A 16366-nucleotide genomic window follows, 5' to 3' on the forward strand; every position below is an offset into this window, starting at 1 on the left:
AAGGCTCGCAGCACATCAAGTGCTGCCCCGAGCACCAGCCGCTGCCTCGCAGCGGCTTTTGTATTTTCTGAAATAACGAAGTGGAGAGCCGCATGGTTCCCGTAATCGCCCTGGTGGGCCGACCGAACGTCGGCAAGTCCACCTTGTTCAACCGCCTGACCAGGACGCGTGACGCCATCGTCGGCGACTTGTCCGGTCTGACCCGTGATCGCCAATACGGTGAGGCCAAGTGGCAAGGGCGTTCCTACATTTTGGTCGACACCGGCGGTATCTCCGGTGACGAACACGGTATGGACGAAAAAATGGCCGAGCAGTCGCTGCTGGCCATTGAAGAAGCGGATGTCGTTCTGTTCCTGGTAGATGCCAAGGCCGGTTTCACCGCGGCCGACCAGATGATCGCCGAGCACTTGCGCAAGCGTAACAAGCGTTCTTACGTGGTTGCCAACAAGGTCGACAACATCGACCCTGAAATGGCCCGCGCCGAGTTCGCCCCGCTGGGCATGGGCCACGCGATCCCGATCGCCGGTGCCCACGGTCGTGGCATCACCCAGATGCTGGAAATCGCCCTGAGCGATTTCCCGAAAGACAGCGAAGAGCCGGAAGACGGTGAAGAAGAGATCGTTGCCGAAGGCGAGGAAGCCAAGCGCATTCCTGGTCCGAGCGAAAAAGACGGTATCAAGATCGCTATCATTGGCCGCCCGAACGTCGGCAAGTCGACCCTGGTCAATCGCATGCTCGGTGAAGACCGGGTCATCGTGTATGACCAGCCAGGCACCACCCGCGACAGTATCTACATCCCGTTCGAGCGTAACGACGAGAAGTACACGCTGATCGATACCGCGGGTGTGCGCAAGCGCGGCAAGATCCACGAAGAAGTCGAAAAATTCTCCGTGGTCAAAACCCTGCAAGCGATCAAAGACGCCAACGTGGTGATCTTCGTGATGGACGCCCGCGAAGGCGTGGTGGACCACGACCTCAACTTGTTGGGCTTTGCCCTGGAAGCGGGTCGTGCGTTGGTGATCGCGATCAACAAGTGGGACGGCATGACGCCGAGCGAGCGCGACTTCGTGAAGGTCGAGCTGCAACGTCGGCTGTTCTTCGTCGACTTCGCTGACATCCACTTCATCTCGGCCCTGCACGGTACTGGCGTGGGCAACCTCTACGCGTCGGTGCAGAACTCGTTCAAGTCCGCGGTTACCCGCTGGCCAACCAACCGCCTGACCCAGATTCTCGAAGATGCGGTTGGTGAGCACGCGCCGCCGATGGTCAACAACCGCCGGATCAAGCTGCGTTATGCCCACTTGGGTGGTGCGAACCCGCCGATCATCGTGATCCACGGTAACCAGGTCGAGAAGGTTCCAAAGTCTTACGTCCGTTACCTGGAAAACACTTACCGTCGCGTCTTGAAGCTGGTTGGTACGCCGATCCGCATCGAGTTCAAAGGTGGCGAGAACCCGTACGAAGGCAACAAGAACACGCTGACAGACCGTCAAGTCAACAAGAAGCGCCGCTTGATGACGCACCACAAAAAAGCCGACAAGAAGCGCCGCGACAAGCGCTGATTCGAAAGCTGGCTCGTCCCGTCGGGATGGGCTTTTGTGGTGAGCGGGCTTGCCCGCGTTGGGTCGCGAAGCGGCCCCAAAATCTACAGCCGAGGTGGTTCAGGTAGAACCCGTCGGCTTATTTTGCGACTGCTTCGCAGCCGAACGCGGGCAAGCCCGCTCGCCACAGGTGAGAAGTCTTGGTATTAGAAGAAGGGCGCCCTATGGCGCCCTTTTTCGTGTCTGGCGTTTGAGCTATCCTCGGGCTCTCCCGCGCCGCCGTTAGAGCCGGGTGTTCAGTAGGGAATCACCGATGATCACCAGCAAGCTGCCGAATGTCGGCATCACTATCTTCACCCAAATGTCTCAGCTCGCGGCACAGACCGGCGCGCTCAACCTGTCTCAGGGATTCCCCGATTTCGATGCTCCGCAAGCCTTGTGCGACGCGGTCGGCCGGCACATCGCCAATGGCCATAACCAGTATTCACCGATGACCGGCCTGCCGGCGCTGCGCCAGCAAGTGGCGGCGAAGATCGCTCGCAGCTATGGCGTAAACGTCAATGCCGACACCGAGGTGACCATCACCCCCGGCGCGACCCAGGCGATCTTCTGTGCCATTGCGGCAGTTATCCACAGCGGTGACGAAGTAATCGTCTTCGATCCTGCCTATGACAGCTATGAGCCCTCGGTGGCGCTGGCCGGCGGTCGTTGCGTGCATGTGCCGTTGGCGGGGAAGGATTTCGCCATCGACTTCCAGAAACTCGGCGAAGCGCTGAGCCCGCGCACGCGAATGATCATCCTCAACTCGCCGCATAACCCGAGTGGTGCGCTGATCTCGCGCGCCGAGCTGGATCAGTTGGCGGCATTGATCCGCGACCGCGATATCTATCTGATCAGCGACGAAGTGTATGAACACCTGGTGTTTGACGGTGTAGCGCATGCCAGCGTTTTGGCCCATGAAGAGCTGTACCAGCGCGCCTTCGTGGTCAGTTCTTTTGGCAAGACCTATCACGTCACTGGCTGGAAGACCGGCTACGTGGTCGCGCCACCGGCGCTCACGGAAGAACTGCGCAAGGTGCATCAATACGTCAGTTTCTGCGGTGTGACCCCGTTGCAGTACGCACTGGCTGACTTCATGGCCGAGCATCCGGAGCATGTCGAAGAGTTGCCGGGTTTCTATCAGGCCAAGCGTGATCTGTTCTGTGATTTGCTGGCGCCTTCGCGGTTCAGCTTTACCAAGGCCACCGGGACCTATTTCCAGTTGGTCGACTATTCGCAGATCCGCCCGGACCTGAACGATATCGAGATGGCCAAGTGGATGACGCGCGAGCATGGCGTGGCAGCGATCCCGATTTCGGTGTTCTACCAGAACCCGCTGCCGGAACAGCGTCTGGTGCGCCTGTGTTTTGCCAAGCGTGAGGAGACGCTGCGTCAGGCAGCGGAGAAACTATGCGCGATCTGACCACCTTGCCCAATCTGAACGTTGCGTTGATCCAGACCACATTGGCCTGGCATGACCGCAAGGCCAATCTCGAGCATTTCGAACAGTTGCTGGAGCAGGCGCGGGGCGCCGACCTGATCATCCTGCCGGAGATGTTCACCACCGGCTTCTCCATGGAGTCGCCAACCCTCGCTGAAGCGGAAAACGGCCCGACCAGTAAATGGTTGCGAGCGCAGGCCGCCAAACTTGACGCGGTGATTACCGGCAGCGTGATTGTCCAGGCCGCCGATGGCAGCCATCGCAACCGACTGCTGTGGGCGCAGCCGGACGGTGAGGTCCTGCATTACGACAAACGTCACCTGTTCCGCATGGCCGGCGAGCACAAACATTACACCGCCGGCGAGCATCAGGTGCAGTTCGAACTCAAGGGCTGGCGGGTGCGTCCGCTGATTTGCTACGACCTGCGTTTCCCGGTGTGGAGCCGCGACGCGCAAGACACCGACCTGCTGCTGTACACCGCCAACTGGCCGGGTGCACGACGTCAGCACTGGAACCGTTTGCTGCCGGCGCGGGCCATCGAGAACCTCTGCTATGTCGCCGCAGTGAACCGGATTGGTACCGACGGTAAAGGCTTTGCTTATACCGGTGATAGCCAGGTGCTGGATTTCCAGGGCGAGACGCTGCTGGGTGCCGGTGAGGCCGATGGGGTGTTTCAGGTCGTGCTGAACGCTGCGGAGCTGGCGGCGTATCGCACGCGGTTTCCGGCGAATCTGGATGCCGATACCTTCGAGCTGACCTGAGATCTTCGCCGCCCGACAGACCCTCATCGCGAGCAGGCTCGCTCCCACATTGGAATGCGGTCAACTGTGGGAGCGAGCCTGCTCGCGATGAGGGCCTGACAGGCAATGAAAACCTGAAGATAAAAAAGGCCCCGAGGTTTTCACCTCGGGGCCTTTTGCGTTTCAGCTGGCAGGTTACGCCGCTTTCGCTTCCGGCTGGCTCAGGGAGCGGTTCAGCGCGCTGAACAGGGCCTTGAAGCTGGCGGTGGTGATGTTTTCATCGATGCCCACGCCATGCACCGCACGCTCGCCATTCACGCGCAGTTCAATGTAGGCCGCAGCCTTGGCATTGGTGCCGGCGCCAATCGCGTGTTCGTTGTAGTCCATGATCTCCACCGGAATCGGCAGACCGGCCACCAGTGCTTCCAGGGCGCCGTTGCCCTTGCCACGCCAGTGCAGGTTGGTTTCGCCCTGGCCTTTGCTGGAGACTTCGACTTCGACGGCGCTATGGCCGTTCTCTTCCTGCAGGCGATGGCTGACCAGTGCGTACGGCGTGTTGGCCTGCAAGTACTCGCTGTGCAGCAAGGCGTGGATCTGCTGGGCAGTCATCTCGAGGCCCAGGCGATCGGTCTCGCGTTGCACGACCTGGCTGAACTCGATCTGCATGCGGCGCGGCAAGTTGATGCCGTATTCCTGTTCCAGCAGGTAAGCGATACCGCCCTTGCCGGACTGGCTGTTGACGCGAATCACCGCCTCGTAGCTGCGACCGATGTCGGCCGGGTCGATCGGCAAGTACGGCACTTCCCACAGCGCATCCGGTTTCTGCTGGGCGAAGCCCTTGCGGATCGCGTCCTGGTGCGAGCCGGAGAACGCGGTGTGAACCAGGTCGCCGACGTACGGGTGACGCGGGTGCACCGGAATCTGGTTGCACTCCTCAACGACTTTGCGCACGCCGTCGATGTCGGAGAAATCCAGCTCAGGGTCAACGCCCTGGGTGTAAAGGTTCAAGGCCACGGTGACGAGGTCGACGTTACCGGTACGCTCGCCGTTGCCGAACAGGCAGCCTTCGACGCGGTCGGCGCCAGCCATCAGGCCCAGCTCGGTGGCCGCAACGCCAGTGCCGCGGTCGTTGTGGGTGTGCAGGCTGATGATCACGCTGTCACGACGGTTGATGTGACGGCCGAACCACTCGATCTGGTCGGCGTAGATGTTCGGTGTAGCGCATTCGACAGTGGCCGGCAGGTTGAGGATGACCTTGTGCGCAGGCGTCGGGTTCCAGACCTCGATCACGGCGTCGCAGACTTCCTTGGCGAATTCCAGCTCAGTGGCGCTGAAAGTCTCTGGCGAGTATTCGAAGGTCCACTCGGTGTCCGGCTGCTGGGCGGCGTATTTGACGAACAGCTTGGCGGCGTTCACGGCGATGGCCTTGATCCCGTCTTTATCCTGATTGAAGACAATCCGGCGGAAGGAAGGGCAGGTCGCGTTGTAGAGGTGAACGATGGCTTTTTTCGCGCCACGAAGGGATTCGAAAGTCCGTTCGATCAGGTCTTCACGGCCCTGGGTCAACACCTGGATGGTGGTGTCGTCCGGGATGTGGCCGCCTTCGATCAGGGTACGCACGAAGTCGAAGTCGGTTTGCGAAGCGGCCGGGAAGGAGGCTTCGATTTCTTTCACGCCCACCGCGACCAGGGTTTTCCAGAAGCGCAGCTTTTTCACCGCGTCCATTGGTTCGATCAGCGACTGGTTGCCGTCGCGCAAGTCGGAGCTGCACCAGATCGGCGCGGCAGTGATGGTCTTCGATGGCCAGGTGCGATCCGGGATGTCGATTGTCGGGAAAGCGCGGTATTTCGAAGACGGGTCTTTGAGCATGCTCATCGGAAAATCCTTATTGTGTGGGCCGAAAAAAGGCGGCCTGCCGGTGGATCAAAAAAACGTTGGATAAAACGTGGGACGAGGCACCGCGATTCAGCCCGGCAGTCGTGCGCTGACGAGGCACAGGCTGCGGTGCTGGCGAAGCTGAATGAGGGTGTGAGAAGTTTTCATGTCTTCAACCCTAACCGCGAGGGTGAAAGATGGCAAGCAGTCGAAAAACTTTGAGATAAATACCCGAAAAGTCTTTTTTATCGAGATTTTATTGCTGTGTGTGGCTGCAATTGTTGTGATGTTTGCGTAAGGGTTGGGCTAAGCGCAATTGAAGATTCAGGCAGCGGGAAGTTCTTCGGTGCCTGTGAAATTGTCATCGCGAGCAGGCTCGCTCCCACAGGGTATCGGTGTGACCACAGATTTGCTAAACACCCCAAATCCACTGTGGGAGAGAGCCTGCTCGCGATGAGGCCAGTGGCCTTATCCAATTTCAGGGTTGGAACGCGCCGATGAATATTGCCGGGTCTACGCGGGCATCGTTCAGGCTGACGTTCCAGTGCATGTGCGGCCCGGTCGCGCGGCCGGTGGAGCCGACTTTGCCGACCACGCCACCGCGCGCCAGTTGCTGGCCGACTTTCACGTCGATTTTCGACATGTGGCAGAACATGCTGATAAAGCCCTGGCCGTGGTCGACGAATACCGTGTTGCCGTTAAAGAAGTAGTTGCCGATCAGGATCACCTTGCCGGCTGCCGGGGTCTTGATCGGCGTACCCGCCGGCACTGCGAAGTCCAGGCCTGCGTGGGGATTGCGCTCTTCGCCATTGAAGAATCGGCGCACACCGAACTTGCTCGACAGCGGACCATTGACCGGTTTGTCCAGCAGCAGATTGCTCGGCGTTACCGGGCTGAAGCTGCGATAAGCGCGAATCTGTTCGTCCAGTTCGGCGTCGATGCGTTTCAGGTCGTCCGGGTTCGGATTCACCTGACGCTGGTTCTTCAGGGTGATGTGCTGTTCCGGGTACTTCTTGTTGCCGACCATGAACGTCAGGTTACGGCCACCCGCGCTGAGTGCCTGGCTGCCGGGTTTGACGGTCAGGGGGACGCCGACTATCGCCAGCCAGTTGTTCTGTTCCTTGACCACCAGCACTGGTTTACCTTGATAGCTGGCCTTTGGCGCTTGAGCCGAAGTGCCCAGATCGACCACCGCCACACCGCCGGGTACCGGTTTGTTCAGCAGGCGCGTGATGTAGCTGTCGGCGTGGGCGTTGAAGGTCAGGCAAAGCAACAACAGCGGTGCAAGAAAGCGCGGCATGGATCAATCCAGTAAAGAAAGGGTGACGGGCGTCAGGTGGTTGTCTTCGACCCGGACCTGCAATTGACCTTCGCCGAGTATGGCTTTCAGGCGTTGGCCGTTTTGAGTCTGCGCGGCGCTGCGGATCGCCTTGCCGCGTTCATCGAGCAAAATGCCGTAACCACGGCCCAGTGTCGCCAACGGGCTGACCACGTGCAGGGTTTGCACCTGTGTTTGCAGTTGCAGGCGACGGGCCTTCAAACCTTCGCGCATCGAACGCGGCAGGCGCTCGGCGAGGCTGTCGAGGCGCTGGCGCAGCAGCGCCAGTTGCCGTCCCAGATGTTGCCCGGCGAGGCGGGTTTCGAGGCGGATCAGTCGTTCGCGACGGGTATTGAGGTTGCGCTCGAAAGCCCGACGCAGGCGCATGTCCAGGTCGTCCAGACGTTGCGCTTGCTGACGCAGGCGTTCGCCGGGATGGCGCAAGCGGCGCGAGATGCCTTCCAGGCGCAGGCGATCACGCATCAAGCGGTCGCGGATGCGCATCACCAAACGCCGGTGCAGGCTTTCGACCCGGCGCACCAGGTCGCTGGAGTCCGGCGCCAGCAGTTCAGCGGCGGCGGAAGGCGTCGGCGCACGGACGTCGGCCACGAAGTCGCTGATCGACACATCGGTTTCATGGCCGACGGCGCTGACAATCGGGGTGACACAGGCATCTATCGCACGGGCCACGGCTTCTTCGTTGAAGCACCAGAGGTCTTCCAGCGAGCCGCCGCCACGTGCGAGGATCAGCGCATCGAAACCGCGGGCGTCGGCCAGTTTCAGTGCACGGACAATCTGCGCGGTGGCTTCGCGGCCTTGCACGGCGGTGGGGATCAGGGTCAGCACCACTTGTGGCGCACGGCGGCGGAATACGCTGATGATGTCGCGAATCACCGCGCCGGTCGGCGAACTGATGATGCCGATGCGTTGCGGGTGTGCCGGCAGCGGCACTTTGCGGTCGGCACTGAACAGGCCTTCGGCGCTGAGTTTTTCCTTCAGCGCATCGAACGCCAGGCGCAGCGCACCGTCACCGGCAGGCTCCACGGTGTCGAGAATCAGCTGATAGTCGCCACGCCCTTCAAACAGCGAAACCTTGCCCCGGACCTTGACCGCCAAGCCATCCTTCAGCGCCTGGCGAACCCGCGCAGCGTTCTGCCGGAACAGCGCGCAACGCACCTGGGCGCCGCTGTCCTTGAGGGTGAAATAGATGTGGCCGGATGCCGGGCGGGCGAGGTTGGAGATTTCGCCTTCGACCCAGATGTTGCTGAACACGTCTTCAAGCAACACCCGCGCGCGGCCGTTGAGCTGGCTGACCGTCAGGACTTCTCGGTCCAGGCCGAGTCTTGCAAAGGGATCTTTAATCATGGGGCGCAGTTTAATGGCATTCGACGATCAATCTCCATGTGTCCGCGAAAAACCCTTGTGGGAGCGAGCCTGCTCGCGAGGCGGATGAACTTTCAACATTAATGTGGCTGACACACCGTATTCGCGAGCAGGCTCGCTCCCACAGGGGGTAAAGTCGTCAGTGGTATTCAAGGAAGACGGGGGAATGAACGTGCTTGAGTTATTGAATCAATGGGCCTTCGGCGCCATGGACTGGCTGGTGATCGGGCTGGGCATCAGTCTGGCGTACATCGTCTTCGGCGTCGCCGGTTTCGGCACGGCGCTGGTGGCCGGGCCGATCCTGATTCTGTTCATGCCACTGTCGAAAATCGTGCCCTTGTTGGTGCTGCTGGATTTCATCGCGGCATTCGGCAATCTGCTGCCGTCGCGGCGCGATGTCGCCAAACCCGAATTGTTGCGGTTGCTGCCGTGCATGGCGGTGGGTTGCACGTTGGGAGTGATCTTCCTGCTGAACCTCAAGTCGAATCTGTTGCTGCTATTGATGGGGCTGTTTATCAGCGCCTATGCGATTTATAGCCTGTGGGTAAAAGTCCGACCTGCGCAACTGGCTGCCGGTTGGGCTATTCCGATGGGCACGGTGGGCGGAATGTTTGGGGCGCTGTTCGGCAGTGGCGGCTTTTTATATGCAATCTATCTGAACAGCCGCTTGCCCAAGGATGAGGCCCGCGCCACGCAAAGTGCGTTGATCAGTTGCAGTACGGTGGTGCGTTTGAGCCTGTTCGCGATCGCCGGGGTCTATGCCGAGCTACCCTTGTTGGTGCTGGCGGTGTGTTTGTTGCCGGCAATGGCGCTGGGGCTGTGGACCGGTCGACGCTTGACGATGAAGTTGTCCCGCGAGGCCTTTGTGCGGCTGGTGACCTGGCTGGTGCTTGCCAGTGGCATTGCCTTGATAGTCAGGTATCTGAACACTTGACCTGAGCCTGTCAGGGATTAAGCTGCCGACCGCCAAATCCTGTGGGAGCGAGCCTGCTCGCGAATAGGCCATCACAGTCAATATCGACGTTGCCTGATCTTCCGCCATCGCGAGCAGGCTCGCTCCCACAGGGATAATCTTCAGTGTTTGCAACAGGGCTGCACCCATGAACTCGCAAAGCATCATCGTCCCGAAAATCTCCACACTGCCGGTGCACGAACCTCGGGCGCGGGCGATTGTGCGGTGGCTGGTGCGCAAGAACATCATTGAAGAACAACTCACCACCTGCGGTCGTACCGGCAATCGCATGGCTCACGCCATCGCACCGGGTGCGCGGGCGGTGGTGTTGCATCCCGAAGCGCTGCCGTTTGGCGAGCCGATCAATGGGCTGGAAATCATCACCAAGCGCTGCATCTATACACCGGCCAAGGGCTTTCTCGAAGAAGCCGGGTGTGCCGAATGCCGCAAGGAGATCGGCGAAGCGCTGTTCGAAAGCCTGGAAGACTGGATGCCGGGGCGCACCGACAACTTCATCTGCCCGGAATGCGGGCATGAAGACGACATCAACGGCTTTCTGTTCCTGCAGGAATGCGGCTTCTCGAACCTGGGCTTTATCTTCAATAACTGGGCCGAGGCCGGGTTCAAGCAGAGCTTCATCGACGAGTTCGCCGATTGGCTGGACCTGCCGGTGAGTTGGGTCAAGGTAGAGTTATAGGCCCCCGAGTTACCCGTATATCAGTAATACCAATAATAGACAGACTTTTACATTGAGCCGGCGGGGGTGTCTGAGTATAATGGCGCGCTTCCATTTTCCCGCTCGGGAGCCCCCGCGATGCTGCGTATCAGCCAAGAAGCTCTGACCTTCGACGACATTCTTTTAGTGCCCGGTTATTCCGAGGTGCTTCCTAACGAAGTCAGTCTCAAAACCCGCCTTACCCGTGGCATCGAGCTGAATATTCCACTGGTTTCCGCTGCCATGGACACCGTCACTGAAGCCCGTCTGGCAATTGCCATGGCTCAGGAAGGTGGTATCGGCATCATCCACAAGAACATGACCATCGAGCAGCAAGCTGCCGAAGTGCGCAAGGTCAAGCGGTACGAGGCCGGCGTGGTCAAGGACCCGATCACCATCGAGGCTGACGCCACGGTTCGTGAACTGTTCGAACTGACCCGCATGCACAACATCTCCGGCGTTCCGGTACTGCACGATGGCGACCTGGTCGGCATCGTCACTTCCCGTGACGTGCGCTTCGAGAACCGTCTGGACGCCACTGTCCGTGAAGTGATGACGCCTAAAGAGCGTCTGGTCACGGTCAAGGAAGGCGCCGACAAGAACGACGTTCGCGAGTTGTTGCACAAGCACCGTATCGAGCGCGTACTGATCGTCGACGACAAATTTGCCCTCAAAGGCATGATGACCGTCAACGACATCGAAAAAGCCAAGGCCTACCCGCTGGCCAGCAAGGACGACCAGGGTCGTCTGCGCGTGGGCGCTGCGGTCGGTACCGGTAAAGACACCGGCGATCGTGTCGCGGCACTGGTTGCTGCCGGCGTTGACGTGGTGGTGGTCGACACTGCCCACGGCCACTCCAAAGGCGTGATCGACCGCGTTCGCTGGGTCAAACAGAATTTCCCTGAAGTCCAGGTGATCGGCGGCAACATTGCCACCGGCGCTGCTGCCAAGGCCCTGGCCGAAGCGGGCGCGGACGCCGTCAAGGTCGGTATCGGCCCTGGCTCGATCTGCACCACCCGTATCGTTGCCGGTGTCGGCGTCCCGCAAATCAGCGCCATCGCCAACGTCGCCGCTGCCCTTGAAGGCACTGGCGTTCCGTTGATCGCCGACGGCGGCATCCGTTTCTCCGGTGACCTGTCCAAGGCCATCGTTGCCGGTGCTTCCTGCGTGATGATGGGCTCGATGTTCGCCGGTACTGAAGAAGCGCCAGGCGAGATCGAACTGTTCCAGGGCCGTTCGTATAAGGCTTACCGTGGCATGGGTTCGCTGGGCGCCATGTCCCAGGCTCAAGGCTCTTCGGATCGTTACTTCCAGGACTCCTCGGCAGGCGCCGAGAAGCTGGTTCCGGAAGGCATCGAAGGGCGTGTTCCGTACAAGGGCACCCTGAGCGCCATCATCCATCAACTGATGGGCGGCCTGCGTTCTTCCATGGGCTACACCGGTAGCGCCGACATCGAAGAAATGCGTACCAAGCCAGAGTTCGTGCGCATCACTGGCGCCGGCATGGCGGAATCTCATGTCCACGACGTGCAGATCACCAAAGAAGCGCCAAACTACCGCGTAGGTTGAAGCTTCAAGCAAATCGTTAAGCAACCGGGGCTGTTCTATTCAGCCCCGAGTTGTTTCTGAATCACGACTGTTTTTGAATTACTTAGACGAGACTGAATCATGGCCCTCGACATTCACGCTCACCGCATCCTGATCCTCGACTTCGGTTCCCAGTACACCCAGCTGATCGCCCGTCGCGTGCGTGAAATCGGTGTTTACTGCGAACTGCATCCGTTCGACATGGATGAAGACGCGATTCGCGAATTCGCTCCAAAAGGCGTCATTCTCGCCGGCGGCCCCGAGTCCGTGCACGTAGCTGACAGTCCGCGCTGCCCGCAAGCCGTATTTGACCTGGGCGTCCCGGTCTTCGGGATCTGCTACGGCATGCAGACCATGGCTGAACAGCTGGGTGGCAAGGTTGAAGGTTCCGAACTGCGTGAGTTCGGTTACGCCCGTGTCGACGTGGTCGGCAAGAGCCGCCTGCTGGACGGCATCGAAGACCATATCGACGCTGATGGCCTGTTCGGCCTCGACGTATGGATGAGCCACGGTGACAAGGTCACCAAAATGCCGCAGGACTTCCACATCCTGGCCAGTACTCCGAGCTGCCCGATTGCCGGCATGTTCGACGATGCTCGCGGCTACTACGGCGTGCAGTTCCACCCGGAAGTGACCCACACCAAGCAGGGGGGTCGCATCCTCTCGCGCTTCATCCTCGACATCTGCGGCTGCGAAGCCCTGTGGACGCCTTCGAAGATTGCTGAAGACGCCATCGCTCAGGTCCGCGCTCAGGTCGGCACCGACAACGTACTGCTCGGCCTGTCCGGCGGCGTTGACTCCTCGGTAGTTGCCGCGTTGCTGCACAAAGCCATCGGCGACCAATTGACCTGCGTCTTCGTCGACAACGGCCTGCTGCGTCTGCACGAAGGCGAGCAAGTGATGGCCATGTTCGCCGAGAACATGGGCGTCAAGGTGATCCGCGCCAACGCCGAAGACCAGTTCCTGAACAACCTGGCTGGCGAAAGCGACCCTGAGAAGAAACGCAAGATCATCGGCCGTACCTTCATCGACGTGTTTGATGCCCAGTCCAACAAACTGGACAACATCAAGTACCTCGCCCAGGGCACCATCTACCCGGACGTGATCGAGTCGGCTGGCGCGAAAAGCGGCAAGGCGCACGTGATCAAGTCGCACCACAACGTGGGTGGCCTGCCGGAAGAAATGAACCTCAAGCTGGTTGAACCGCTGCGTGAGCTGTTCAAGGACGAAGTCCGTCGTCTGGGCCTGGAGCTGGGCCTGCCGTACGACATGGTCTACCGTCACCCGTTCCCGGGCCCGGGCCTGGGCGTGCGGATCCTCGGTGAAGTGAAGAAGGAATACGCCGACCTGCTGCGTCGTGCCGACCACATCTTCATCGAAGAACTGCGCAAGGCCGACTGGTACCACAAGGTCAGCCAGGCATTCGTGGTGTTCCAGCCGGTGAAATCGGTAGGCGTGGTGGGCGATGGCCGTCGTTACGCCTGGGTTGTCGCCCTGCGTGCGGTAGAAACCATCGACTTCATGACCGCACGTTGGGCACACCTGCCTTACGAGCTGCTGGAAACCGTCAGCGGCCGGATCATCAATGAAATCGAAGGCATCTCCCGCGTCACCTACGACGTGTCGAGCAAGCCGCCAGCGACGATCGAGTGGGAATGATCCCGGTTTCAACTGATCGTCCGTAACACCTGAAAGGCCCCGTGAGCGCGAGTTCACGGGGCCTTTTGCGTATCAGGTGCCCGCCACCTGGACCTGTTTGAGCCCAATGAGCCTTAATGCCGCCGAGAACTCCGCAATGTTGGGGTAGCGTCGGCCACTGATGGACGGCCATTTGGGTCGCTCAACGTAGAACGAGCCATGGTCGCGCTGTATCAGTGTGCGAACGATAGTGCCGTCGCTGCTGCGATGAATGAGCGTGGCCCGTTTATCGATATTCATCACCGTGTAATCACCTGTATTGCGCAGACCTTTTTCCAGATTTTCGGCCAGCGCAACACTGGGCGGTGTATCCAGTTGCAGGCGCAGATCACCTTTGACGCTGGCCAGCGGCCGGCCGAAGTTATCGGTTGGAATACGCCCCGGGTCCACTTCGATGCCCCTTGCCGTACCGGCATCGGTGCTTTCTATGCGCAAACTGATGCCCCCCTCCAGTTCGCTGACACCCGGCACGCCTTCCCACGTGCTGGCGTGACTGTCTCCCATCAATGCAACCCAGCGATGAGCACCTCGGGCAGCCTGATCGGCGCTGATCACCTCATGGGCAAAAAAATTCATCATCCTTTGCCGAAAGTCAGGTTCTACACCGGTCATCCCCGTGCTCCGGTAGCTGGCCATGCAATCGATGGCCTGGATCCGGATATGGTTTTTGCGGGCGGCCTTGACCACTTCCAGAAACGTGAACTGACCACTGGGGTCGGTGCCGTGCCCTCGATCCTGAGCTCTCAGGTAGCTCTCGAGATCTTCGGACAAGGTGCCCGTCCGGTTGAAGATGTCCAGGTCGGCCTGATGGAAGTCGCTCAGCAAATGCTCCATGTAGAGCGTCTTGACCTTTTGCTTGCTCAGCACCTCCATGTTTTCGATCAGGAACTGTTTGCTGGCAACGCTTGAATGGCTCTCACCCACCACCAGCCCCGATATCAGGCGATACAGTTTCTTGATGATGTCCTTGCCGGGCAGGTGAGCTGGCAGGGAAGGAATCTCGGGCCTGGCTGGCAGAGTGTTTGATTCGAAGAAAGCCGTAGCGTCCCGGTACAGGGTTTGCCGCATGGCCTTGAAGTCGGCAACGGGATTGCTACCGTCAGGCTTGGGCAGGCTGGCGGTGTAGTCTTTGAGGTCGTATTTGCTTCCGCCCCCTCGGGCGAGGTCTTTGAGCTGTTCGCGCGAGGCCTGCGGCATATCGTATGCGCTGGGCGGGCTGTCGATGTCCGGCAGCGGCGTGCTATCACGGCCCCACGGCCATAACCCATCGAATTTGCCACCGCCGAACAGGCCCGGACGGTTGATGGGTTGCCATTCTCCGGCCGCGTCCAGGCGAACGGGCAGGCTGCGATAAAACGAGTAGGGGTTGGCCGGGTCAATGATGACCCAGGTTTTCAATGCCTCGACGTAGCGTACAAGGTAATAACTGTCGTTGATCAGCACATAGTTGCCGCCGCTTGGCGGCTGATAGATACCCGCGAACTTGCCTTCCTCGCTGACGGGCGACAAGCCATCCAGCACTTCATTGGTTTCGAAGGATGAGAGCAGCTCCGCGCCTTGCTCCGCATAGGCCGGACCGGGGGCGAATCGGGCAATGGGTGGTATGCCTGAAGGGTTGGTTGGTCCTTCATCGACAGGTTCGGTGACGCTTTCCTGTGGACTGAAGGTTTCGCTGGCTTCACCTACTTCGGCAAGCTCCGTTGCTCCACGCAGGAAAGGCAGGTTGAACAGGGTTTCGATACCGCTGGAGATGGCACCAACGACTCCCGCCTTGCGCTCGGCCTTGGTACTGCCGTTGATCGCCTGGTCAATGTTCAACCCCATATCGGCAATGCCGGCGCCAACGGCAGCCAGTGCCACCGGCCAGCCAAGACCGGCCATCGAGCCGAAGAGGTGAACAAACGCGTTCAGATAGCCAATCCACAGCTTTTTTCGCAGTTGTCCGTTGGAATGCAGGGACAGGTCCGCATCGCTATACATGCGAGCCTTCACCGAGTCTCGCAACCAGCTGAAAACGTCGCCGGTGATCGGCTCGGCGTTTTGATTGATCAGGTGATGGTCGTAGGCGCCCCATGTGGTGTAGAGCAGGTCGATCGTGGCGTTCAGACCGATTTTGCCGTTGTCCTGCTGTTGGGCGGACAACGGAAAATGGCTCATGAATCGCGCCCGGTTTTCCGCAAAGTTGTTTTGCAGCAGCAGCCACCAATGGAAATCGAGCAGGGTGGTGAAGATGTGAAATGTTTGGGTTTCACCCGGTGTGTAAAGAATGTTCACGCCGTTGCGGTCGGTAATGCAGAGGATGTCGGTGGCTTGATAACCCCCGATATCCAGGGCACACACACGTAACCCGTCTACAGGGTGTGCCTGCGTTTGCAGCATATCGAGGCTGACCGGCCAGGAGACATTGCCGGCCACGGCTTTGATCACGGTCTTGAGGTTTTCGTTGTTCAGCCGAGCCCCATCGTGTTCGTCGAGTGCCTGCACCAGGAAATTAAGTTTGGCCAGGGTACGGAAGTCGTCCGAATGGAGGGGCCAGAAACGCTCCATTTTTTCTCGGTAGGACTGGCTGAAGTTGAGGGCCCAGAAGTCCTTCAGGACGTCCCTGGGGTACATCCGCACTTCGTTGGTTTCGTTGAAAATGGAGGCGTGCGGGCCTTCGTTATAGAAGCCGCCGTCGCCGTCCGGCATGCCAGGGTCTTCCTGATCGCTGAGGCGGAATCGCTGGACGACCAGTTGCGGCAAGGTCAACGACTCACTGGGTTTTGGATAACGCTCCCAGCCCAGAAAAGCCTTGGGGCTGCTGACCGACACGTTATCGAAACGGTGCCACCAGACCTTGTCCGGGTCGATGCCCTTGATTCCATGTTTGTCGAGTATGCCCTTTGCAACTTCGTGGGCCATCGCATGCATGTCGGGGCAGGCCTCGGTAAAGGGCACTACCAGTGCTTTTAGAGATCGCTCGTCGGCTGGGTTCGGGAGGAGGGATGGGGAAATTGATTCAGGCGTGTTCACTTCTCGCTCCTTGAGAAATGGGGGTAAGAGGCGAGGAACTATGACAATCAGACCCGTTTGAATCT

The 16366-nt window shown here is 59.7% G+C and carries 11 protein-coding genes; 7 read left to right on the plus strand and 4 right to left on the minus strand.

The annotated features are described in order from the left end of the window. Window positions 1–92: 92 nt before the first annotated feature. The 3 genes from der to BK658_RS10915 all read left to right on the plus strand — a co-directional run bounded on the left by der (window position 93) and on the right by BK658_RS10915 (window position 3782). The gene (der, locus tag BK658_RS10905; RefSeq protein WP_054595810.1) at window positions 93–1562 is read left to right on the plus strand and encodes a ribosome biogenesis GTPase Der; all 1470 of its coding nucleotides are present in this window, start codon (window positions 93–95) and stop codon (window positions 1560–1562) included. Between the two features lie 292 nt (window positions 1563–1854). Beyond that, entirely contained in the window at window positions 1855–3003 is a 1149-nt protein-coding gene (locus tag BK658_RS10910; protein WP_123582288.1) for a pyridoxal phosphate-dependent aminotransferase, read from the plus strand. Beyond that, the gene (locus BK658_RS10915) at window positions 2991–3782 is read left to right on the plus strand and encodes an amidohydrolase (RefSeq protein WP_123582289.1); all 792 of its coding nucleotides are present in this window, start codon (window positions 2991–2993) and stop codon (window positions 3780–3782) included. The genes BK658_RS10910 and BK658_RS10915 overlap by 13 nt, the downstream gene beginning before the upstream one ends. Before the next feature lie 174 nt (window positions 3783–3956). On the opposite strand, the gene leuA is transcribed toward BK658_RS10915, so the two are convergent. The 3 genes from leuA to xseA form a co-directional block, all read right to left on the minus strand. Next, a complete protein-coding gene (gene leuA / locus BK658_RS10920) occupies window positions 3957–5636 on the minus strand; it encodes a 2-isopropylmalate synthase (RefSeq protein WP_123582290.1) in 1680 nt (559 codons plus the stop codon). 478 nt (window positions 5637–6114) lie between these two features. Further along, complete coding sequence (locus tag BK658_RS10930; RefSeq protein ID WP_123582291.1) at window positions 6115–6936, minus strand: M23 family metallopeptidase; 822 nt, start codon at window positions 6934–6936, stop codon at window positions 6115–6117. Between the two features lie 3 nt (window positions 6937–6939). Next, complete coding sequence (gene xseA, locus BK658_RS10935; RefSeq protein ID WP_123582292.1) at window positions 6940–8319, minus strand: exodeoxyribonuclease VII large subunit; 1380 nt, start codon at window positions 8317–8319, stop codon at window positions 6940–6942. A gap of 184 nt (window positions 8320–8503) precedes the next feature. On the opposite strand from xseA, the gene BK658_RS10940 reads away from it, so the two are divergent. From BK658_RS10940 to guaA, 4 genes are all read left to right on the plus strand, one after another. Beyond that, window positions 8504–9271: a sulfite exporter TauE/SafE family protein gene (locus tag BK658_RS10940; RefSeq protein ID WP_123582293.1), complete on the plus strand. Its 768-nt coding sequence runs from the start codon at window positions 8504–8506 to the stop codon at window positions 9269–9271. A gap of 166 nt (window positions 9272–9437) precedes the next feature. Beyond that, window positions 9438–9986 (plus strand): sugar ABC transporter ATPase, encoded by a 549-nt coding sequence (locus BK658_RS10950; RefSeq protein ID WP_123582294.1) that lies wholly within the window; start codon window positions 9438–9440, stop codon window positions 9984–9986. A gap of 117 nt (window positions 9987–10103) precedes the next feature. Then, a complete protein-coding gene (guaB, locus tag BK658_RS10955) occupies window positions 10104–11573 on the plus strand; it encodes an IMP dehydrogenase (RefSeq protein WP_123582295.1) in 1470 nt (489 codons plus the stop codon). Between the two features lie 99 nt (window positions 11574–11672). Next, window positions 11673–13250, plus strand: a complete 1578-nt coding sequence (gene guaA / locus BK658_RS10960) for a glutamine-hydrolyzing GMP synthase (protein ID WP_054595817.1) — start codon at window positions 11673–11675, stop codon at window positions 13248–13250. A gap of 72 nt (window positions 13251–13322) precedes the next feature. Here guaA and BK658_RS10965 read toward each other — a convergent pair whose 3' ends face one another. Further along, on the minus strand, window positions 13323–16226 hold the full coding sequence (locus BK658_RS10965; protein WP_259740075.1) for a membrane-targeted effector domain-containing toxin: 2904 nt from the start codon (window positions 16224–16226) through the stop codon (window positions 13323–13325). Window positions 16227–16366 lie beyond the last annotated feature (140 nt).

Source organism: Pseudomonas brassicacearum (assembly GCF_003732175.1).
GTDB classification, from domain to species: Bacteria; Pseudomonadota; Gammaproteobacteria; order Pseudomonadales; family Pseudomonadaceae; genus Aquipseudomonas; species Aquipseudomonas brassicacearum_G.